Origin of the sequence: Methanobrevibacter ruminantium M1 (genome assembly GCF_000024185.1) — an archaeon.
GTDB classification, from domain to species: domain Archaea; phylum Methanobacteriota; class Methanobacteria; order Methanobacteriales; family Methanobacteriaceae; genus Methanobrevibacter; species Methanobrevibacter ruminantium.
In genome coordinates this window covers 889125-913014 of record NC_013790.1, presented here as the reverse complement: position 1 = coordinate 913014, position 23890 = coordinate 889125, and the positions used below count along the sequence as shown (strand labels likewise).

19 protein-coding genes are annotated in these 23890 nt (G+C 33.6%); 1 reads left to right on the top strand and 18 read right to left on the bottom strand.

The genetic code is table 11. The annotated features are described in order from the left end of the window. Positions 1–355 precede the first annotated feature (355 nt). The 16 genes from MRU_RS03565 to MRU_RS03490 all read right to left on the bottom strand — a co-directional run bounded on the left by MRU_RS03565 (position 356) and on the right by MRU_RS03490 (position 16960). Positions 356–1048 (bottom strand): V-type ATP synthase subunit D, encoded by a 693-nt coding sequence (locus MRU_RS03565; protein ID WP_012955505.1) that lies wholly within the window; start codon positions 1046–1048, stop codon positions 356–358. Positions 1049–1187: 139 nt separating this feature from the next. Then, the gene (locus MRU_RS03560; protein WP_012955504.1) at positions 1188–2573 is read right to left on the bottom strand and encodes an ATP synthase subunit B; all 1386 of its coding nucleotides are present in this window, start codon (positions 2571–2573) and stop codon (positions 1188–1190) included. Positions 2574–2575: 2 nt separating this feature from the next. Beyond that, positions 2576–4330, bottom strand: coding sequence for an ATP synthase subunit A (locus tag MRU_RS03555; protein WP_012955503.1), 1755 nt, complete (start codon positions 4328–4330; stop codon positions 2576–2578). Then, a complete protein-coding gene (locus MRU_RS03550) occupies positions 4327–4644 on the bottom strand; it encodes a V-type ATP synthase subunit F (RefSeq protein ID WP_012955502.1) in 318 nt (105 codons plus the stop codon). The genes MRU_RS03555 and MRU_RS03550 overlap by 4 nt, the downstream gene beginning before the upstream one ends. Next, a complete protein-coding gene (locus MRU_RS03545) occupies positions 4641–5795 on the bottom strand; it encodes a V-type ATP synthase subunit C (protein WP_012955501.1) in 1155 nt (384 codons plus the stop codon). Before MRU_RS03545 ends, MRU_RS03550 begins: the two co-directional genes overlap by 4 nt. Positions 5796–5806: 11 nt before the next feature. Continuing rightward, the gene (locus tag MRU_RS03540) at positions 5807–6487 is read right to left on the bottom strand and encodes a V-type proton ATPase subunit E (protein ID WP_012955500.1); all 681 of its coding nucleotides are present in this window, start codon (positions 6485–6487) and stop codon (positions 5807–5809) included. A gap of 12 nt (positions 6488–6499) precedes the next feature. After that, entirely contained in the window at positions 6500–6985 is a 486-nt protein-coding gene (locus MRU_RS03535) for an ATP synthase subunit K (protein WP_012955499.1), read from the bottom strand. Between the two features lie 375 nt (positions 6986–7360). Next, the gene (locus MRU_RS03530; RefSeq protein WP_012955498.1) at positions 7361–9367 is read right to left on the bottom strand and encodes a V-type ATP synthase subunit I; all 2007 of its coding nucleotides are present in this window, start codon (positions 9365–9367) and stop codon (positions 7361–7363) included. A gap of 9 nt (positions 9368–9376) precedes the next feature. Continuing rightward, positions 9377–9691 carry an ATP synthase archaeal subunit H gene (gene ahaH, locus MRU_RS03525; RefSeq protein WP_012955497.1) on the bottom strand — a complete coding sequence of 105 codons (315 nt, stop codon included), beginning with the start codon at positions 9689–9691 and terminating at the stop codon, positions 9377–9379. 575 nt (positions 9692–10266) lie between these two features. After that, positions 10267–10617, bottom strand: coding sequence for a hypothetical protein (locus MRU_RS03520; RefSeq protein WP_048812401.1), 351 nt, complete (start codon positions 10615–10617; stop codon positions 10267–10269). A 168-nt stretch (positions 10618–10785) separates the two neighbouring features. Then, a complete protein-coding gene (locus MRU_RS03515) occupies positions 10786–11157 on the bottom strand; it encodes a hypothetical protein (protein ID WP_012955495.1) in 372 nt (123 codons plus the stop codon). A gap of 101 nt (positions 11158–11258) precedes the next feature. Next, entirely contained in the window at positions 11259–11768 is a 510-nt protein-coding gene (locus MRU_RS03510; RefSeq protein WP_012955494.1) for a nitroreductase family protein, read from the bottom strand. 158 nt (positions 11769–11926) lie between these two features. Beyond that, complete coding sequence (locus tag MRU_RS03505) at positions 11927–12775, bottom strand: citryl-CoA lyase (protein WP_012955493.1); 849 nt, start codon at positions 12773–12775, stop codon at positions 11927–11929. 769 nt (positions 12776–13544) lie between these two features. Next, complete coding sequence (locus tag MRU_RS03500; RefSeq protein WP_012955492.1) at positions 13545–14429, bottom strand: fumarate hydratase; 885 nt, start codon at positions 14427–14429, stop codon at positions 13545–13547. Between the two features lie 108 nt (positions 14430–14537). Beyond that, positions 14538–15413: a peptidase gene (locus MRU_RS03495; RefSeq protein ID WP_012955491.1), complete on the bottom strand. Its 876-nt coding sequence runs from the start codon at positions 15411–15413 to the stop codon at positions 14538–14540. Between the two features lie 113 nt (positions 15414–15526). After that, the gene (locus MRU_RS03490; protein WP_012955490.1) at positions 15527–16960 is read right to left on the bottom strand and encodes an MmgE/PrpD family protein; all 1434 of its coding nucleotides are present in this window, start codon (positions 16958–16960) and stop codon (positions 15527–15529) included. Between the two features lie 378 nt (positions 16961–17338). On the opposite strand from MRU_RS03490, the gene MRU_RS03485 reads away from it, so the two are divergent. Next, complete coding sequence (locus MRU_RS03485) at positions 17339–20227, top strand: right-handed parallel beta-helix repeat-containing protein (RefSeq protein WP_143714297.1); 2889 nt, start codon at positions 17339–17341, stop codon at positions 20225–20227. 208 nt (positions 20228–20435) lie between these two features. On the opposite strand, the gene MRU_RS03480 is transcribed toward MRU_RS03485, so the two are convergent. Beyond that, the gene (locus MRU_RS03480) at positions 20436–21686 is read right to left on the bottom strand and encodes a DUF3100 domain-containing protein (RefSeq protein WP_012955488.1); all 1251 of its coding nucleotides are present in this window, start codon (positions 21684–21686) and stop codon (positions 20436–20438) included. A gap of 697 nt (positions 21687–22383) precedes the next feature. Next, on the bottom strand, positions 22384–23637 hold the full coding sequence (locus tag MRU_RS03475; protein ID WP_394296003.1) for a TiaS agmantine-binding domain-containing protein: 1254 nt from the start codon (positions 23635–23637) through the stop codon (positions 22384–22386). Between the last annotated feature and the right edge of the window lie 253 nt (positions 23638–23890).

Here is a 23890-nt window from a genome sequence, read left to right as displayed (position 1 = left end):
TAATATATAAAGTATGCTTTATAAATCTCTAAAAAACAAATTTAAATTGAGATTGGGATAAATACTGCAAAAATAGCGGAATTGTAAAAAAAAGTTTAAAAAGTTGGTAAAACTATAAAAATAACTATAAAAATAGTGAATTGTAAAAAAAAGTTTAAAAAGTTGGTAAAACTATAAAAAATAACTATAAAAATAGTGAAATTGTAAAAAAAAGTTTAAAAAGTTTATATTAAAAAATTTAAAAAAAGAAAAAGAGAAATTAAGAAAATAAACACATATTCTATTTTAACAAGCAAAATATGAATTGCATTTAATTCTTAAGTCTTTTTGTTATTTAAAACGTTTGTATTTAATTTTATTCTTCTGCTTTTGCTGCTTTTAATTGAGCTTTAGCTAAAGCTTCTGCTTCGTTTTTCTCAATAGTAGATCTAATCATCTTCATTCTAACGAAGTTTTCCCTTTCCATCTCTTCAAGTTTCATATTGATTGACTTGATGGTTGCTTGGAATCTAGGGATCATAATATGTTCAAGTGAGTTTACTCTACGCTTGGTAGATTCAATCTCATCAGCTAAAAGATAGATTGTCTTTTCGATTTCACCTAATTCAATGATGTACTTAAGCGCTGTTTCGAATTTTTTAGCGGCTTCGTCTAATTGAATTGAAGTGTCTGAAAAGCCGTAGCCTCTTTCAACTAAAGTTCTTGATTCCATTTCCATATCTGCAATAGGTACGGAAACACCCATAATACTTCTTGAAGAAATATCTACTTTAACAGATTCCTTAACAGATAAAGCTGCCTTTTGAACAGCTAAGTCACCCATAATGATTTGAGCTTCAGTAAGTGCTTCGTAAGCTTCACTAAGGTTAGTTTCAGCGTTTTCCCTAGCACCTTTAACTCTGTCTAAGATATCGAAAAACTCCTTAATCAAAGCGTCCCTCTTTTGCTTGAGCAAACTGTGACCCTTTACAGCAAGTTTTTCTCTATCTTTAAGAGCAAGTAGCTCCATACGGGTTGGGTTAATACCTTCTAGTATTTCTTCTGCCATACTATCCTCCTAAAGATAATATTTCAACATAAAACATGATGAACTTATTAAAAATGAAAAATATTAATAGAATAATTGATTTGAATCTAAAGAATAACTCTCCAATTGAGTAATTAATCCTAAATTCAAGATATCAGACTTATTCTGGGTAGTATTTTTCAATAAATTCATCTTTAACTCTTTTGAGTTCTGTTTTAGGTAATATAGTTAATAATTTCCAACCAAGATCTAAAGTTTCAACAATGCTTCTGTCTTCATCTTTAGCTTGAGTGATAAACTCATCTTCGAAAGCTTGAGCAAATGCTAAGAAAGATTGGTCCCTTTCAGTAAGAGCGTCTTCCCCTACTACTGCTACAAGGTCTCTTAAGTTACGTCCTTCTGCGTAAGCGGAATAAAGCTGGTCAGATACACCACTGTGGTCATCACGAGTCTTGTCTCCGCCGATACCACCACTCATCAAACGAGATAGGGATGGAAGTACGTCTACAGGTGGATAGATACCTTTCCTGTGAATATCCCTACTTAATACGATTTGTCCTTCGGTAATATAACCGGTTAAGTCAGGAATTGGGTGAGTAATATCGTCTTGAGGCATGACCAAAATAGGCATCTGAGTAATGGAACCTTCCTTACCTGCAATACGTCCTGCACGTTCGTAGATACCAGCTAAGTCAGTGTACATGTATCCAGGGTAACCTCTACGACCAGGCACTTCGTCCCTAGCTGCGGAAATTTCCCTTAATGCTTCACAGTAGTTGGATAAGTCAGTAAGGATAACCAATACGTGCATACCAAGTTCGAATGCCATGTATTCAGCAGTTGTAAGTGCCATCTTAGGAGTAAGAATCCTTTCAATAGCAGGGTCGTCTGCCAAGTTCATGAAAACGGTTACCTTTTCAAGTGCTCCAGTTCTTTCGAAATCTCTCATAAAGAAGTTAGCTTCTTCGTGAGTAATACCCATAGCAGCGAAAATTACTGCGAAATCGTCGTCGGAACCTACTACTTTAGCTTGCCTTGCAATTTGAGCAGCTAAGTCGTTGTGTGGCAAACCTGATCCTGAAAAGATAGGTAATTTTTGTCCCCTTACAAGGGTGTTCATTCCGTCAATGGTACTGATACCAGTTTGGATAAACTCTGCAGGGAATTCTCTTGATGCAGGGTTCATTGGGTTACCGTTAATATCCAATTCTTGTTCTGGGATAATTTCAGGACCGCCGTCAATAGGCTTACCAGTACCGTCGAAGATACGTCCCATCATGTCTTTTGAAACACCGATTTTAGCGGTTTCGCCTGTGAATCTTACTTTAGTGTTTAAGGTGTTTAAGTCAGTGGTACCTTCGAATACCTGAACAACAGCTACATCATCTTTAACTTCCAATACTTGTCCTCTTCTGTGTTCTCCGGTAGGAGCTTCAATTTCTACGATTTCGTTATAAGCTACACCTTCAACACCTTCTACTACCATCAAAGGACCAGAAACTTCAGAAACTGTTGTATATTCTCTTGTTTTAATATCTGCGTTCATTTTTATACCTCAGCACATTGTGTTACAACTTTTTCTTGAATTTCTTTTACTCTTGCTTCAAATTCATCTTCAGGGATGTATTTCATTCTAGCAATGTCCTCTTTAACAGTTAAAGCTGCAATTTCCTTTACATCTGCGCCACGAGTTACAGCTGCACTTGCTGCTTCGTGGAACTTAAGAATGGTTTCTAACATGCCTGCTTGTTTAATTGGAGAACAGTAAGTGTCTACATCGTCGTATGCGTTTTGTTGCAAGAAGTCTTCTCTTAACATACGGGTAGTTTCCAATACCACTTGTTCAGAATCTGGCAATGCATCAGGACCGACCAATTGTACGATCTCTTCAAGCTCGGATTCTTTTTGTAATAATACCATAGCTTGGTCCCTGTTTGCTCTCCATTCTTCTGAAGCGTTTTCTTGCCACCAGTTGGTAATGCTCTCTACATATAATGAGTAGCTTTGCAACCAGTTGATGGAAGGGAAGTGACGCTTATCTGCAAGAGATGCATCCAATGCCCAAAATACCTTACAGATACGTAGGGTGTTTTGAGTAACCGGTTCGGATAAGTCCCCACCAGGAGGTGATACCGCTCCTACTACAGTAACGGAAGATTCCTTAGGGTCTTGACCTAATGTGATGACCCTTCCAGCCCTTTCATAGAACTGTGCAAGTCTGGATGCGAGATATGCAGGGTAACCTTCTTCCCCAGGCATCTCTTCGAGCCTTCCTGAAATCTCCCTCATAGCTTCTGCCCATCTGGAAGTTGAGTCTGCCATGAGCGCTACGTCGTAACCTTGGTCACGGAAGTATTCAGCAATTGTAATACCGGTGTATACACATGCTTCACGAGCTGCTACCGGCATATTGGAAGTGTTTGCAATAAGAACAGTTCTGTCCATAATAGGATTTCCGGTTTTTGGGTCAGTAAGGAATGGGAACTCGGTAAGTACCTCAGTCATTTCGTTACCACGTTCTCCACATCCGATATATACCACAATGTCTGCGTCTGCCCATTTAGCTAATTGCTGTTGGGTAACAGTCTTACCTGAACCGAAAGGACCAGGAATAGCTGCTGCACCACCTTTAGCTAAACAGAAGAAAGTGTCTTGTGCTCTTTGACCGGTAATAAGTGGAATGTCCGGGTCTAATTTTTCCTTGTATGGACGACCTTTACGTACAGGCCATTTCTGTAACATTTGAATTTCTTCAATTCCATCTTCAGTTTCTATTTCTGCAATAGTTTCAAGTACTGTGTATTCAGCCTGTGAAGCTATGGATTTTATGGTACCTTCAATCATTGGAGGGACCATGATCTTTTGGACAACAGCAGATGTTTCTTGTACTTGTCCTAAAATGTCTCCGCCTACAACTTTGTCTCCTACTTTAGCAATAGGTTCGAAAGTCCATTTTTTCTCTTTGTCAATAGAGTCTACATCAATACCTCTTGCGATGTAGTCTCCGGAGATTCCTTTAATTACTTCCAAAGGTCTTTGAATTCCATCAAAAATGGAACCCATTACACCAGGTCCAAGCTCTACAGACAATGGACCTCCAGTACTTTCCACTTTCTCGCCAGGCTTTACCCCAGCGGTTTCTTCATAAACTTGAATGGTAGCGGTGTCGCCTTCAAGCTCAATGATCTCTCCGATAAGCTTGGCTTCACCTACTCTTACCACTTCATACATTTGAGTTCCTCTCATCCCATCTGCGACGATAACAGGACCTGCAATTTTAATAATATTTCCTTCATTAATCATTTAACCATCTCTACCCCGATAACTCTCTTAATAAGAGCTGCCATTTGATCGGCACCGCCTTCAGATGAACCAGATTTGTCTGGTATCTCAATAACCATCGGTAAGACATCAGAACCAAGACGTCTATTAATATGTTCTCTTATGTTATCAGCTATCTTTTGTGTAATTATAATAATTGAAATTTCATCGTTCAATAACTCATCAAGAGCATCTTTAGCTTCTTCATCATTATTTACAATAATACCTCTTTTAACTCCACCAAGTTTAAAACCAGTAACAGTATCGATATCCCCAATTATAGCGACATCACTCATACTAACATCTCCCTAATTTTAGATATTGGGAAGTCAGCTTCTCTTTTGGCTCTTGCAATGACCTTCAAGTTCTTGACTTCAACCTCTTTCTGTGAGAGGAATCCTATTATAGGTCCAATGCCTAATGGCTTTTTCATGGAATAGGATTTTGCAGAGTCGACTAAGAACTTGTCTAAAGCCTTTTCAAAGAGAGCTACAGATCCAGTTTCATTGTATTCAGGAAGCACTTCAACAAGGACGTCTGAGTATTTGGTTCCTTCCAAACCGGAAATGACACCAGTGACGTCTTCAGCTTCCATAAGATCCTTAAGCTTCCATTCTCTTAATTGATATCCACTATCAATCATGTATGGGCTGATAGCTTCATAGTCTAATCCATCAGCCTTTGCTCTTAATATTAATTTGATATTTGCAACATCCACTTGATTACCGACATAAGAATAGAGTATCTGCTTATTCTCATCAGATGGGGTTTCAGAGGAAGCGAGCAATTTGGATAAGTAATACTTATCTAATGCTGATTCCAAAGGAAGGACCATTCCAGTCTTTTCATATTCTGGAAGTGCTTCTTCCAATACTGGAGCGTATTCAGTTCCATCTAATCCTGCAACAACGCCAGTTACACCATCAGCGTCGGTCAAACGTTCTATATCTTCATATAAAGAACCAGTAGGAATTAAAAGGTCAGCAGTTGCTTCTTCGTTTAATCCTGCTTGCTTAGCAGTCAATAAACTTTTAATGTTATTGATGTCTGACTTTTTAGCCATTACTTTAAATGAAGATTGAATCTCTTTAGGAGCCATTCTGGAAACCATGTCATAGGTTTCACCAAGCTGAATGTCCAATGCCTTTTCAAGTGTATAATTATCCAAGTAGTCTGCATAGTCAGGAGATCCTCTGAGATAGTTTGTGATTTCATCAACGTTGTTTGCTTCAACAAGTTCTGAAATCTGTTTCTCATCAAACAATCTTCCTTTTCTTGCTCTTACTCTTGCATTAGGATGAAGATATGGGTAAACATCTAAAATTGGTCTAGTTGCGACAATTACAATAATTGCACCAATAACTACAAACGCTAAAAGAACTATTGCTAAAAATGCCTCATTGGAAAGTCCTAAGGAACTTATTATTGTAGCAATTTCATCAGCCATAATTCATCCTCCTAATCAAATAATGTTTTTGCAACTTCTGAACGTAATGATTTTTTAAATCTTAACATTCTGGATTCAATAGTGTTATTAACTTGAATTTCACCATTTCTTGTTCTTAATATAGCTCCACCAATGGTATCGATAGGTTCTCCAATTTCTAAAGTAGTTTCAACATCAGTTTCACGAGAAACTTCTTTAGCAATCACATTTAAATCGGAAGGTTTTTCACGTTTGATTAAAGATTTTATTAAACCTACGATATGTTCTAATTTACCTTCAATTTTAGGAATGTCCTCCTTTTTCAATAAAACGATTAAGTCTCCGCCGCCGATTTCTACAGCTGCTTCCTTAATCATTTCAATTAAAGCGTCCACATATTCAGTATCGTTGGTATTTGCCATATTTGTCAAATCTTCAGTAGCTTTATTGAAAGCTTCTTCGATTACTTCTTCTTTTGCCCCTAATTCTGCCCTACGAGCATTCATCTTAGCTTCAGAGATGATTTGCTGATATCTCATTTCCGCTTGCTTTGCAGCGTCTTCAGAGATTTTAAGCTTAGTGGCTTCAGCCCTTTTTTCGCCATCTGCCAATATTGCATCGACTTGAGCTTGAGCTTCGCCAATGTTTGCATCAGCCTTGCCTTGAGCTTCAGACATTATGTTAGAGACAATTTTATCTGCCCCAGAGCTCATTAAATTGACCTCCTAACCTAAGATTCCACCGAATACCATAAGTAAGATAGCAATCAAGAAACCGTAAATAGCTTGAGTTTCTGGTAATGCAGAGAAGATAATACCTCTTGCGAACATGTCGTTATCTTCGACGATAGCACCAACAGAGGAAGCTGCTGCCATACCTTGTCCCATACCGGAACCTAAACCTGCAAATCCAATAGATGCACCTACACCTATAGCTACAATACCTGCAGTTGTGGAGAGACCTTCTCCTCCACCTAATAATCCTGAGAATACAAGTAATAAAATAGCAATCAAGAATCCGTAAATAGCCTGAGTTTCTGGTAATGCTGAGAAAATAATACCTCTAGCAAACATATCGTTATCTTCTGCTACAGCTCCAACAGATCCAGCTGCTGCCATACCTTGTCCTAAACCGGAACCTAAACCAGCAAAACCAATTGCTACACCAGCACCAATTGCTGCTAAAGCAGTACCTAAAGCAATTTCTACCATATAATATATCTCCTATAAATTGATTAATAAAATTGTAACAAAATATAATTTGACTTTTAATTATATTTTTAATGATTTTAAATATAATTTAAACTTTTTAATTATATTTTAATGAATTTAAATATAATTGTTAATTATATTTCTTTAAATAGAACGTAAAGTTCTTATTTTAAGCATTTGCTTAATTTAAATTAAAATTAATTATCATTTCCAAATAATTATTTTAATTTGAATGAAATCATATTGAAATCTTTAAGTTTTAAACCTTTAAAAGAACATTTGAATTTATTTTCATTTAAAAATTTAATTAAATTTTTCAATATTACAGATTTTAAAAGTTTTTCTAAATAAAATAACTAGTAAATTTGATTTTGATTATTTTTTAACTTTAGTAAATTGTCTTTTCGCTTTAAAAGCTTGGTAAGAGTTTTTTCCACCCATATAGAATTGAGAGAAGAACTCTACATAGTTAAGACGCAAAGCGTTTACTCCTGCACCTAATACTTGGAAAAGGAAGTTTGCAATATGTCCACCAATAAAGATGATAATAGCTAAAACGATACCAACAAATGGAATCATGTCATTTACCATATTGGTCAAGATGTTTACGGTCATAGCAATACCACCTGTAGCTAAACAGAGAGCCAATAGACGAGCGTATGACAATACATCTCCCATAAATCCAAAGACATCCATAAGACCATATGCGCCGTTAGCCCATATGAGCATTCCAAGAGCTGCAATGATTAATACTGCACCAAGAGCCATTCCAATCATTCCGAATGTTGGGAAAAGGAATCCTAATATGAGAAGGATAATACCAAGCTCAAATACAAACCATACGATTTGAGAACCGATTGCTTCTTTCTTCTCTCCGTATCTTAAGTTGTCGATTGCACCTAAGATGAAACCGATATTGGTATAGATGATACCGATTACGATAGCAATAACCAAGATTGTTGCTGGGAACTTAAATGCATTGATTGAATCGATAACTGTAGGAAGAGCAGGTCCTAAACCTAAAATCCTAGTCCACATGTCCCCTAAGAAACCGTTGGTAAACAGACCTAAAATAATGGACCATATACCACTTGCAATGATGATTAGACCACCATCGTGCATGGTTCTGTTGACTTTACCCATTCCTCTATAGAGGATGAATCCTATAAGTGCAACTAAAATACCGTATCCTGCATCGGTTAAACAGAAACCGAAGAAGAATGGATATGTAATAGCTACGAATAAGGTAGGGTCGATTTCATTGTACTTCAATGGAGAGTACATTTCAACCAATAGTTCGTAAGGTTTTGCATATGTGCAGTTTTCCTGCAGTACAGGTACGTCTTCAGCATTGTCTGGAACCTCTTCTGTTTCCATGATCACGTGGCCATCTGTAGCAGTCTCAATTATGCTTTGAGCTTGCTCCAGGTTTTTCTCTGGCACCCATGCTTCAAGGACAACAGTCTTGTCGGTTTCAGCAAATGTTGCGAAAACCTCATTTTTCTCTTTTTCGTTTTCCAATTGTTCTTTTAAAGCAAGAACTTCATCATCCCATTTTTCTGCTACAACTTTCAAATCAGCTTTAGCTTGGGATCTTTCACTTTCGATAGCCTGAAGCCTGGATTCGCAAGAGGAAATAAGACTGTCAGGTCTTCCTTGTAAATCCTCAGTTTCAAACTTCTCGAATTCATTTTTCCTAAGTAAGGTATAGATGTCATCCTTAAACTCGTTGGCTACGACAACAACAAGAATATTGTACTCCTTCTCATCATCTGGAACCAATTCGTAAAAGAGATCCTCTGTAATCTTACTGTATTCACTTTTGAATTTCTGAGCTGACTCAGCAGTGATCCTACCAACAATGGTAGAAGTATACTTTGAATCGCTTAAAAGAGCTAAATCCATATCCAGATTTTTAAGCTTAGAAGCTAAACTTTTATTTGATTCAAGCTTACTTTCTTCACTGTCTAGTGCGGCTAACTTATCTTCAATACCTTTTGTTTCAGCCTCAACCTGGCTTAATGTTGATTCAGCATAAGCTATAAAGCTTTCTGTATCAACATCCTCGACTTCTTTAGGAACTGGAAGATCGGGGCTTATGAAAGACATAAGGGTGTCCTTAAGGGACTGACCTTCTGAAAGGGCATCTCCGAGAAGATCGGAAAGTGCGCTTGTCTTCATAAGAAGTGAGGACAGCTTACCAGTATAAGGTGTAACTTTTGAAGGTTTCAAAAGTTCTGCTAGCTTAGGATCTTGCTGAATACGTTCAGAAATATCATTTATTTGGACAATACCCTCGTCGTGAAGTGCACTGACCGTAGGACCAGCGTATTTGTCCAAAGTTATAACATTAAGCTTACGCATTCTCGCAGTTCTAAACATTATCTCACACTATAAAATATTTTTAACAATAATTGAAGCAGCTTCATCTATATTATTTCTAGCCTTATTCTTGATAGCTTCAACATCGCTATCAGCTTGAGAAGATATAGAAGTAGCTTCTTTCTTTGCATTTTCTTCTGCATCAAAAACAGTAGATTGAGCTTCTTCGTTAGCTTCATTCTTAGCAGCTTCAACCATTTCATTAGCTTTAACATGAGCCTCATCAATCATTGCTTTCGCATCGACTGTTGATTGTTCTACTAAGGAATCAGCATCACTTTCAGCCTTTTTTATTTGGGTAATAGCTTCTGATATCCCTGCCATAATAAATCACCATGGTAATTAAATTTTTATTTTTGTTAATATATATATTTTATTATATAATATTAGAAATCGAGTGTATTTGTTAATTTATATTAATTTTTTATTAATTTTTCAAAGATTTTTATTAAAAAATTTATCTTTCTTAAAAGGACTATTTTTGCTAGATATTAATTTAAATATTTTTTATAAATTAAATAAAAGATATTTTTACTATCTTTTTAAAATAATTATTGAATAACTTGTTTTAGATAAAATAGAGAATTATTATAAATTCTTAAAATATGATAATAACATGATAATATCACTTGAAAAAGAGCATGAAAATAATTAAGGAAAAATTAGTCCTTTGAATGAGAAATATTCATAAAAATTTGAAGGGAAAATTAAGGGAAAATTAAGGGAAAATTAAGGTAAATTTCAGGGAAAAACTTGAAGAATCTATTAAAAAAGTTCGTAAAATATGAAATGAAATTTTTTTAAAACACCTATGAAAATTTTGAAAAATAAGATAATAAAATAGAAAAAGTTGAAAAAAAGCTAAAATGAAAACTAAAGTTAAAAAAAATAGAAAAATATTAAGATCTGTAGAAGTATCTTAATATATTGTCTGGTAATTTTCTAAGATAAGCTAAAACAGCTATAGCAACCAAAATAATTCCAAAGAGAAGGAACACATAATTGATAGGACTTACTAAGAATGTGATAGATACAAGTACAAATACCAATCCGTCAATGAAGATAGCTGCTTTAATCCAGTTAGGTTCAAAAACAGACATTGCAAGAGTCCAACCAACTGCAACAAGCACAAGGGATGATGCAATAATGTCTAAACCTGGTTTAGGTACACTCATATAATTCCAAAGCCCTAAAATGATTAAAAGAGCTGAAAAAGCCAATAATATAATTTTTCTCATTGTAAATTTCATTAATATCCCCAATTTAATAATTTAAAATAAAACAACTTAAATAAGTTCAAAAAGTTCTATAATGAATAAATTAAACAAATTCAATAAATTCAATAAATTCAATAAGTTCATAAAATTCTATATATTAAACTTTTTGTTAAAGAAGTATAAATAATTATAAGAATATTTTTATTCCAATCTAGATAATTCTATCGCCTTATCCCAAGTTTCTTGGTCGTAGAATACTTCAATTTCACCGACGTCATCGAATTCCAAGGGATTGCCATCTTCATCATTCTTTTCAGTTGTAATTAAGATTACATTGGACTTTTTAAAAACACTGTAGGCAAAATAGGCCACATTAACTAGAATAGCAAATGCATTGAAGAACAGTCCAATCAATATGAATGGAAGATGAATTAAAGGATTTCCATAATTATTCTTCTTAAGAAGGACATAATTCTTATCCTGGGACTTGACAGTGTATTTAGACTCTTCAAAAAGCTTTGCCAATTGATTCATTACCTCTTTGTCCCTTGCACGAACTATCTTTGGTTTCATATTATCATCTAAACAAACAATCAACTAAAAAGGAATAAAAATAAAGAATTAAAACAATTTAATCTTTACAGATTACCAATAAATTAAAATATTAAATTAATTTAATCTTTATAGATTACCAATTCTTCTATTGCTTTTCTAGGAGTGTCTCTAGGCTCTGCATTTCCATATCCTAAAGGAGTGAACAATACAGGTTCCCATTCATCATCAAGTGCCAAAAATTTCTTTGCTTCATCAGGCTTGAATGCAGCAATGAAACAAGTGTTTAGGCCTAAGTCTTCAGCTGCAAGAATCATATGGGTCATGACAATTGTTGCATCGATGTCTGCAATATTCTTGCCATCGAATTTCCTTGTCCAAGCCCTTTCCTTGGAAGCAACTACACAAAGAGCAATTGGCGCTTGTGTAAACCATTCTGGAGGATAGATTGCATTTAATTCTTCCTTATACTTTTTAGTGTCAATTACGATTACCTTAAAAGGTTGGAAGTTAACTCCAGTTGGAGCGATTTGAGCAGCCTTTAAGATCTTATCTAATTTCTCTTGCTCTACCTCTTTGTCTTCAAAACCTCTCATACTGTATCTTTTTTCAATAACATCAAAAAATTCCATATAAATTACTCCTAAAAGCATTTTTATAATGATTTGTAGTTAATTAGTTAAAATCAAGTATATGATTATTTAATTAAAATCAAGCATTTTAATAAATTTCCATGAATTATATTCAATTGCAGAAAAATTATTTTAGCCAATACATTTCACAAATATGATCATTCTTCGCCATCATCAATCCTTTTATTTTTAAAACCTTCATAGACTATGTTTTCCAAATCGCAGAATCGTCTGAATTTCTCTTCCTCCTGCATCTCTTCAAATGCATGAGCAATGAGACCTGGCAAACGCCCAATCATAAAAATTCCCAATCCTAAGTCACTATCAAAGCCCAAATCAGATAAAAGACCTGCATTTGCACCGTCAACATTCAAGCAAATTCCTTTCTTTTCATTTAAGATGCTTTCAATTGCAAGGGCTAGTTTTGTATGAGGACCAATGGCTGATTCTTGAATGGCCAAATCAATCAGTTTAGCTGCCCTAGGGTCCTTATCATGATACCTATGGCCAAAACCGGGAACTCTTTTTGATTCGCCTTCGTAGCGGTTTACGATTTCTATGGCCAAGAGGGCAATTCTCTTGTTTTCATCGTCAGGGTCTGTCTCTTCCAAATTTAAGCCACTGATTGATTCCTGAAACAAAGCCATGGCTTTTTCAATTGCCCCTGCATGATTTTTGCCAAAGGACAGCAATCCTCCAGCAACTGCATTGTTTATGCTTGCTCCAGATGAGGCGATAAGCCTTGCAGACTGTGTGCTTGGAGGAGTGACACCATGGTCGCAAAAGGAAACAAGAATGTGATTGAATATTTTAGCTTCCTTCTCATCAGGCAATCTTCCTCTCAATATTAAAAAAACATTCTCAGAGTAGGAAAGATTCTCAATAAGGTCCTCCTGATTGAAACCTCGAGTGGATAATCGGTTAGGACTTACTTCGGTAATTTTTGTTCTAATGCTTTGCTCTGGAAACTTGAAACCATTTTTGTAAGGCTTTTGATCATCACTCATAGTATCACATAGTCAGGTTTTGAAAATTCAAATTTGGATTTAGAAAACTTAAAAGTTAAATATAGAAAAATCAATTTGCAAAATAATAAACTTAAAAGTCAAATATAGAAAAATCAATTTGCAAAATAATAAACTTAAAAGAATTGATAATTTTTTTAAAAATTTTATTACATGATTAAATATAATTTACCTTTATAATAAATTTTTTTAAAATAATGAAAAAATGAATTTTTGAAATTGATAAAAAAACCATTTTTGATGGCTTGAAAAATTTAATTGAAAATTTTTGAAAATATGGAAAATAAAAAATATAATCTTTATAATTAACTACAATTTAATGATAGATAAATTAAATAAAAATTGTATTTTTATCTAAACTATTAAAAAATTAAAGCCAGATATATATGGGCAGATAATTATATAGGAAAGTATTAAAAAATTTAATGGAAAACAGTTGATTTTATAGTCATAAAACAATTTTTATTGAATAAAACAGAATAGTTTAGTTAAATATAAACAATTAGGACAATATAGAACAAATGAAAAGTTTTTATGGATTAGAACTATCTGCTACATCACAAACAATAGAAGTAAAAAGTTTTGCTTGCTTGAAACAATTCATATGATATGGAACAAAAAATAAAAAATATAAAAATAGAAAAAATAGAAATCTAGAAAAAAAGAAATTTAGAAAAATACAAAAAATCAAAAAAAAAAATTAATTTGCAAATATGCAAAGAATTTTTAAGATAAAAACAAAAAGAGATTTTTAAAATTCAAAGCTAGAAACTCTAGGTTCAACAAAACAGGCAGGCCTAACTGCAACTATCCTAACGCCGCTAGCTCGCTGATATCCAATATTTACAAAAGATCCAAGAACAGTTGTCACACCGCCAAGGCCTAAAGGACCGATATTTGTCTTATTCAACTCATCTGCAATGTATTTTTCAATATCTGATTGATCATTAAGATTGCCATGAACCATAGCCCTTAACATCAATGAATTTGCCTCGAAGTGGCTTCTTCCTATGCCAATGGCTGGAATTGAAGGAGTGCAACCCAACATAGACAAAGACTCCTTTAGCCAGCTGAGTGCTTCATTAAATACGATATTTGAATCTCTCTTATGAAAAACCCTATATGTTTTAGCTCTGATTTCAGGACCTCCACCTTCTAGAAGGACATTTATTCTTATCTTATCATCATCGATGCCTATTTTTCTTCCATAAGTGGAATCATCCTTCTCTTCAATAAGAAAAGAGGCAGGTTTCATCATATTGGACTCGGCATATAAACCCTTTGATTGCTCGATTCTTTCAATATCATTGCCCTTAACTGCCATAGGCCTTCCAGGAAGTTTATCCAAACCATTTGCTATGCCTGCATTAATATCATTAAAAAAGTTTTTAGGAATCTCCCTATTATAACCTATCTCAATTATTATATGAGGGATTCCTGTGTCATCACATAGGGGAAGCTTATTTTCTTTTGCTACTTTAAAGTTTTCAATCATTTGTTCTAAAGCCCAAACTGCATTTTCATTTCCCTTTTCTTCTTCCAGTCTTAATGCGTTTTCATATGCAGTTAATCTATCTTCACTATATCCGCTTCCTGCCTTAACAACTGCATCTTCAACTTTTTTAATTAAATCCATAAAAATACATCTCTTTAGAACAATTTGCAATAAGTAAATAATCTGATAATCTGATAATCTGATAATCCGATAATCTGAAAATCTGATAATCTAATAAAATGTTAAATTTCATAATTTAGACATTTGAGCCTCAGGATAGAACCTTTCAATCAAGTCCCTAATTAAAGCAACCTGTTTAGCTCTTTGGCGAGCCTCCTGGTCTGTTGTATCCCAGCTATGATGCTTTGCAACAGATCCTCCAGTCTTCAGATAGATAGGGCTTGCCACCTTAATCATTTCTGGAACCTCATAATGGCGGATGAAACCTCCTGTAGACTTTGGATTTTCAGTATGAACATCAATAGGAATGTCTATTGCATCACGCAGGGATGCTAACATAGGGATTTGAAGGTCACGAACTGGATTTAATGAATTCAATCCGATTGATTCAAATAACTTAGCTGAAGCTGGATTGGAACATCCAGCATGTGCAGAAAGCTTAAACTTAAGGTCAGATGGAAGCTCTCCATTCTCCCTCATTTTAGAAAGGGCAAAGAGCAAGCCTTCATCATACAATAGGATGCCTCTAACTCCAAGGCCAACAGCCCTTTTAACATCCTCTATTGCATAGACAAGGTTTTTATATCCTCTAAGACGATAGCCTATTCTTTTTCCCTCTTCTGTTTGAACGGTAGCACTTGTATCATAAGGAGCCCTTGGGCCAACAGCCAAGAATAACTGAATATTTGCATCATCAGCCAAATCAACCATGTCTTCTATCTCTTCATCCAATAAGAACATTATTCCTTTGGTTTGAGTGGCTCTGTGAATGGTTAAATCAAAATCATCACAAGCATTTAAAAGAGACTCGAGTGCAGAAGGACCTTGAATTCCTGGAACTTCAAACCTATATTGCCCTCCATCTTCAAATCGCTTTTGGGACACATAATCATCATGCAATTCATTAATGCCTAATTCTTTTAATGAATTTTTAGTTTCATCCATCATATAATCACTTTGTAAAATTATGAAAATAATTGAAATATGAAATTTTATAAAAATATAATTTGTTAAACTGTTTATAAATTCAATCCATCAAATCTAGTTGTTTAAAAATTCTAATCAATCAAATCTAGCTCCCTAAAAAGCTCATCAATTGAATATTCTTCCATATGTTTAATTATTTGTAATTTATCAATATTAAACTTAGGATTTAAAAGCTTGAACTTTTCTAAAATATCCTCTTCGCTTAATGGATTTTCCACTTCACCCAAAGGATAATAGACAGTATGTTTAATGCTATCCCTTGAATTGTCCTTGAATTTAATTGTCACTTGAGAAGGACGCATTTGAGGAGCCAAATCATCCAAATCCTTGTCATAGATAATATTTATCTTTGATATAATTTCTTTAATTTTTAAAACATATTCCTTATTGGACTTTTCATCAAAAAGACCATCATCTTTTAATTCATCAATTGAATCTAAACTTAAATCATTTAAAACCAGAGAAATGGCCACTGCATAAGGCAATGACTGCTTTAAATCCTGTGGATTCTTTGGATTGAAATTATCATGTTCACTTGCTATCTTGTAGGTTTTTACTTCAATGGAATCAATTGAATCCAAACCAATAGAATCTAAAGAATCAAAATCATCCGAATTAACAATAGATTCCTTTAAATAGAGAGTTGAATCAATTGAAGAGTGAATATGTCTGCAAAATGGGAATTTCTTCAAATAAACCTCATTTATATGGAACTTGCCTAAATTATCCTCTAAAAACTTAGAAATTCTTAAATAGTCTAAATCATTATTATCTGCATCCAAATAATCCTCATAAGTTTTTAAGGACATGGCCTTTAAAAATCCTTCTTTACCATCGATTATGGATTCTCCTCCAGTAAAACCATTTTTAGCAAGGAATGCAGAGATGATTCCGCCATAACAAGCATTTCCAACATGGAAAGATTTACCCATAGTCCCAGCATGATCTGCCTCAAGAAGACCTGCAGATTGGGTTGTGCACAATCCTAAGCAATGCTCTGTCTGTTCTAGATTTAAATTAAGGATTTTTGAAGCAACTGCACCTGCAGCAATGGTTCCTATTGTTCCTGTGCTATGAAATCCCTGATTTCTATGGTTTGGATTAACAAGGATTCCAAGAGCGATAGCTACTTCATAACCTGCCACAATAGATTCAATGAATTTCTCTGTTGAAATGTCTAAATCTAAAGACTTATCGCTTATGAGTGCCAAAAGGCTTGAAAAGACAATAGAACCCGGATGCAATTGAGCCAATCTATGGCCATCATCCAAATCTAGGCTATGGGATGCTATTCCATTGATGAATGCCTTATTCAAGGAATTAAAATTATCTCCAAATAGTTTATATATGGTCTTAATGGCTATTTTAGAGTTTTCACTTTCCAATCCCCTAAAATAAACTGAAAGATAATCTAAAAAGCAGAGTTTGGCCTTTTCAATAGATTCCTTTGGAATATCATCATATTTTAAATCTATTAGAAATCTAGACAATTCATGAATAATCATAATCTTATTTTTATTCTTACTATTTAATAAGATTTATATTTTAAACTTAAGTTTAAACTTAAGCCCAAGTCTAAAAGTAAGTTGATAGATTAAGATTAAAAAAATAGATTAAAAAAATTCATTGAGATTAAAAAATTGCTAGAATCAAATAATATAGTATAAATAAGATTTAAAACAAATGAAGAATTAACGTTAATATAAAATTAAATAACGTTTAAATAAAATATTTAATTAAATTCATTAAAACTTCTAAAATAGTTAAATATGAGTAAATTTTTATCTAAATATTTTATTTAAAGTCTTATGGGAGGTGAAATAATAAATAATGAAAAATTAAAGTTAATTTTAATTTTAACCTTAATTTTTTCAATATTAATTATGAATACAGTCAATGCAAGTGACAATGGTATCATTGCAGAATACGCTGATATCTCCACAATTCCAAATGATGAAAAGGTTTCTATCAATGAAAATGACTATGATACAAATTATTATGAGTTACCTGATAAAAAATTAGATCATTTAGAATCAAATGATAATCAAAATCATTTAGAAATGAATGATAAAAAACTAAATGATGGAAACTCAAATAATGATTTTAACTATATACAAGAGTTGATCAATAGTCATAAAGATGGAGATTCAATATTCTTAGAAGACAAAACATATATAGGCAATGGAAGTCCAATTATCATAAATAAAAACCTAAATATTTATGGATATGGCTATAAAAATTTATCCGATCTTGACATAAAAACAATACTGGACGGAAACTCCAAATCAAACATATTTATCATTAATAAGGGAATTCAATTAAATCTTTATGGATTAAGCCTTATCAATGGAAATACAAGTTATGAGGATGGAGGAGCCATCTATAACAATGGACTATTGAGTATAGATAGCTGTTCAATTTCAAACAATAATGCTGGCGGAGGAGCAGTATACTCCTCTGAAGGCTCAGAAATTGAAATATACAACAGTCTCTTTGAAAACAATAGCGGACTTCTTGGAGGAGCCTTGGATTTGGAAAATGCAAATGCAATAATATCCAAGTCCACATTCAAAGGCAACAGATGCAATGGAGACGGAGGAGCCATTTACAATAATATTGGAAAGCTAACTATCTCTAATTCCACCTTTTCCTTTAACAAGGGAGCTCGTGGCGGTGTTATCTACAATAATCATGGAACCCTATCAATATACGATTGTGAGATGTTCTTAAACTCTGCAAGCCAATTAGGAGGTACTGTTAAAAATTGGGGAAGCTGTGAAATATACAATTCCACAATCAAAAACAATACTGCAGACATGTACGGAGGAGGATTATACACCTTTGAATTTAAGATGACTGTAAATGATTGCCTGATAGAAAACAACTATGCAGATGAAGGAGGAGGCCTTTTTGCAGATGCAGACAGCAGATTGATTGTCATCAATTCCACCATAATAAACAACAATGCTAAAATTGGAGGGGGAATTGATGCAAAGCAAGCTTATCTGACTGTAAATAACTCTTCCATTATAAACAACAATGCTAAAAGCAATGGAGGAGGAATCTATGCTGACAAGCACCCTGCAGAAATCCATAACACTAATATAAAGGACAATAATGGAAATTCCGGAGGCGGAGTCTTCATAGGAGACATATCAGCAAAAATAAGTGATTCCACCTTAAATGGCAACTCTGGAGAAACTGGAGGAGCAATATTCAATAAAGGAAAATTGATTATAGAAAAAAGCACCCTAAACTCAAATGAAGCCAATTACGGTGGAGCAATCTATAATCAAAAGAACCTAACAGTAAACAAATCCTCTTTTGATTCAAATAAAGCCTATGAAGCTGCAGGAATCTATAACTTAGGAGACTTTTTAATAGAGAGCTCTAACTTTACCAAACAATCTGTAAGCCACAAAGCAGGAGTCATCTTAAGCGTAAACGGAAACATTAAGATTAAAGATTCCATATTTAAGCAAACAAGCGGAGCAGATGAAGGCGGAGTAATCTTTACAAGAGAAGGGAATATATTTATAGACTCCTCACTGTTTCTATTGAACAATGCCTTAAGTTATGGTGCTGCAATTGATAATAGCGCAATCATGACAATCCAAAACTCCTTATTCAGCAGAAACAAGGCATTTGGTGCAGGTGCAATTGACAATGGGGGAGATTTGACTGTCACAAACTCCACTTTCACAAACAATAAGGTCACAAACAACGGAGGGGCGATTGACAATAATGGCAAGCTTTATATGAGCGGATCCGTTCTAGTAAACAATACCGCTCAAAACTACGGCGGAGCCATTATCTCTAGAAAAGATACAAATATAGAGTATTGCCAAATATTGGATAATTCCGCTCCAGAGGGAGATGGGCTTTATGATAGCGGAGATTACTTATTAATAAGCAATAATTGGTGGGGAGAAAACAATCCAAACTTTGATGAACTCTTAAACTTCAATATTGATGAAGACTTCAAATGGATTGAAATGAATTTTACCAATTCAACCCCCCTTATGCAAAAAAAGGTCTCTAATTTGACCATAAGCCTTAATGGAAAGGATAAAAACAACAATAGCTTCAAATTAGAGAATCCAGATAAATTGCCTATTTTAAAATCAAGTATTCAAGTGGTAAGCGAAGACAGTAAAATTAAGTACAATTTGAATATTGTTAATGGTTCAGCTTCCACTTCAACTGATATGAAGCTTGCAAAGACAGTAAATGCAATTTTGGATAATGAGATTGTCAGCTTAGATGTTTTGGAAAACAATGAATCGGATGATGATTCCGAGGATTCAGACGATTCAAATGACTCCAATGATGAATCAGATAATCCGAATAATTCAAATGATAATTCAGATAATGTTACTGATGATTCAGATGACTCCAATAAGTCCAATAATCCAAACAATCATCAAAGCAATGGCAATAAGAATAATGATAATAATAAGAATTATTATAATAAAAATGGTTTAAGATATTCTAAAATGAAAAATAGTCTTTTAAATTCTATTGATTCAAATTTAGACAATGATTATTTAAATTTAAAAGAAAATAATGAAAATAATGATGATTCAAACTCCAATAATAAGGATATGAATTATTCTGATAAAAAAACTGATTTGAATAATGAGAGTTCTAATAAGGAAATCGATGAAAATGAGACCAAATTATTTGATATAAATTATTCTTTATTAATCATACCAATTGCATTAATCCTATTGGTTCTATTTGCATTTAGAAGAAAAAATAAGGACGATTAAATTAACTAGAATAAGTTAAAGTCTGAAAAATAAAATAAGAAGAAAAACAATTTTAGATAGAATTTTAATTCTATCTTTTTACTTTTTTTAAAATAAGATTAAAATGTCAAAATTAAAAATTTAAAAAAATTTTTGGAATTAAAAAATATAAAAAAATATATAAAAAAAGCTAAAGCAAAAACTATTTTTAAAGACCCCATTAAGCTAATTATACCATTCCAGTAGCCACTAAAGTCAAATGAGCAATTCCTGCTGAACATAAATAAGTTCCAGAAATTACAATTAGAGTGATAATGATTCCTCTCCAACCAATCTTTTTAAACTCTTCCCAATCATTTCCTATAGCTATACCTACATAAGCCAGGAATGCAGTACATATTGTGGTCAGATCAATTTGAGAAACATAACGCACAATGAAATCAGCAGTTGGCATGCCTGGAATAGCCACAATTATACCAATCAGGCTTATATAAATGATTGATTGAATATTCCAAGGAATTATCCTTTCAAGAGACATTCCCAGAATGGTTATAAGTGAAATAATGATCATTCCAATGAATGAATCCAGCAATGAAGTGTGATATCCTATATAATTTCCTACAGCAACGGTGAATGAGAATATAAGAAGGAATGTAGCCCATCTTTTAATCTTTCCTGAACTTAACTCTTCCTTAGATGCATACTTATCATGCTTTACCCCTTCGATTGCATACTCATCGTCAATTGTTTCCTCTTTGTCATGGCCTATATGAGGGGATAGCCACTTATACATACGCTCTGCAAGAGGCAATGATACAAATATACACATATAGATACCGAAACAGAATGAAAGAAGGTTACTGCATCCGGCAAAAGCCTCCAAATCAGTAGCCATTGATGGAAACATATGCATCAAAGGAGCAAGGGCAGCGGCATTCATACTTGCGCTTCCCACACCTGAAGCCATTGCATAGGCATATGGGTGCATAGGAATCAGTGAAGCGCTTATGCTTGATAGGAAGCTGATGAATGGAGTACCTAAAATGGATCCGATAACAAAAACAGCCAATACTCCGCGGGTCTCTGGAGATTTAAAACCGTATTTGTCGATAATGACTCCTAAGTTAGGTTCACGGCAAATGGAACTTGTCATACCGATGACTTCCCTTCTAAAGCCGAAAAAGAGTGCTATAGGCAATGCTATAAGAGTACCTAAATTACCTATCTGCTGCAAGAGAAGAGCAGGCCCCACTTGGAAAATACTGGCTATGGCTTGACCGCTTGAAATAGCCAATTTGGTAATTAATACACCAATAAATAGAACCATAGCCCCTTCAGCTACCTTAGATTGCTTTCTGCCTATAAACTTAATAGGCTTTGCCAAATAAAGGGCTAAACCTAAAACCAAGGCATAAATCAAAGGTAATAATAGGATACTGATGGTGTCGGTAATCTTAATCTCCTTTACACCGATAGCCATGGAGATAACAACCAAAAGGAAGACAACAATGTGGAGGTTATACTCCTTCCATGGAGGTCTCTTTTTAATTGCTCTATCCGTTTTTTCCCTAAATGGATGTGAAGATTGATCAGTAATAAAATCCCACCTATAATTGTATAAAAACTAAATAAAAATAAATATCGAAAGCAGTTATTCATAAAATAATAATCAAAAATGATTTAATGATTTAATATGAATCTATAATGAATTATCACGAACTATCACGAATTATCACGAATTATCACGAATTATCATGATTCAAATGATTATATTAAATTAACTAAGACTTTCTTTAATTTAAGTTTTAAGTTTCTTATTTATAAATTAATCTATTTTATTCTAAAAAATTATAAATAATGATAATTTATTAGTGGCACTGAATGGCTTTATTAAAACTATTCATTTTTATAAAAAATATTAAAAATTTTAAAAAACGTTAGGAAATTTTATAAAAATTCTAGATAAATCCATAAAAAATAGCTAAAAAGGCATTTATTTTACTCCAAAAATAGGGAAAAAAACTAATCCCAGTTAATAAGAAATTGGGGAAAAAAATATTCCGGAAAAGTTTTAAAAAGGATTAAAAATTATAGAAAAAAATTAAAATCCATGATATCGTGAAAATAATCAAAAACTATAAAAAAAATAAGAATTAAATCAGACTATTAGAAAAAAACTAATCCAAATCCATACGAATCAACGGTTTAGACAAGTGTCTCCTTGCTGAGACTGGAGTTTCATAGAATTTGCCATTAATTAAAGTTCTATCAATCTTTTCAGGCACCTTTTCATCTGATTCTATACGTTTTCCACAGCTTTTGCACTTGAATCCCTTTCCTCTTCCAGCAGAGCTCATTCTTTTGCCACATCCGCAAACAGGGTTTCTATATACAAATTCATTTAGCTTAATGACTTGGAATTTTTCTATATTAAATGTATTTTGCTCGCCTATTCCCCCATAGAGTTCAATAACGTCCCCTTCTCTTAATTTGGCAACGATCTTTCTAAAGTCCTTGGTTGGTTCGTATGCTCCACACTCTATCTCGCCGGAATCATCATATAAAGTGAAAAACATATGGCCTCCTTCGATTATATGTGGCCTTTCCTTGACGGTTCCCCTTATCCTATAGCAGGAATATTGCTTCATGTCACTTATCCTATCTGCATTTTGAATATGCATGTCAGTATGCTGATTTGTCTTAAATATGCAACTGTCTGCAATGGTTTCATTTGGAATGACCATTTCCCTTGCCTTTTCCAATACCTCAGGACTGTTTGATCTAATTCCATATAAAACAGGACATGGAGTCTTAGGCTCTATGGCCAAATACTTGCCATCGATATTTTCAAAGGTTTCAGGGTAAGTTTCCTTATCCATTCTAACAACAGAATCATAATCAATGTTTCTAAGAGTCCCATATCTTGAAGGTTCCCTATACGCCAAAAGCTCATAGGTGTAATCCTCTAAAGGGCAGGAAATAGCTGCAATTGAGCCAATTATTCCCCTTCCCTTTTTGAACTTATAAATTTCAGCCCCAATATGGTTTGCAAATTCTTCGGCTTCCTCTATAGTGATAATGGAATAAATTGCCTTAAATGCATAATCAACCATCTCTTCAGTGATTTCACCCTCATAGAAGACAACTCCAGGGTTTGTGTTGTCACAGTCAAACATGGAAAGCTCCCTTACATAACCTAGCACAATCTCCTTTGCCAAATCAGTATCCTCATCAATGTCTAGCTTGAATGAGACCCCGCCGTTTCCACGAGTCTTAAACCTTGCAAAAGGATTTAATCGAATAAGCCTAGGATAATCAATAATTTTAATATTGCTCCTCTCAAACTCATTTAAAATGGAGGATGCTAAAAATGTAGTGCACATTCCATCTGGAGAGTCTGTATCATCTATTCCTATGTAAAAATAATCCATAATAATCACTGAACTTGAATAAAAATATAAAATTTCCATATCTTCCAATTGGAAATTAATAAATTTTTTAAATATTGCTAAGATAAAATAGTCAATTTTATATTATTCTAAAAAGATAATAATATTATTAAAATTTATTTAAACTAATTAATAAAAATTATCTTAATTTAAAAATTATAAGTTTATGGAAATTAATAAGTTTATGTATAAAAATAAAAAAATAATTATTATTATCTAAAAATTATTATCTGAA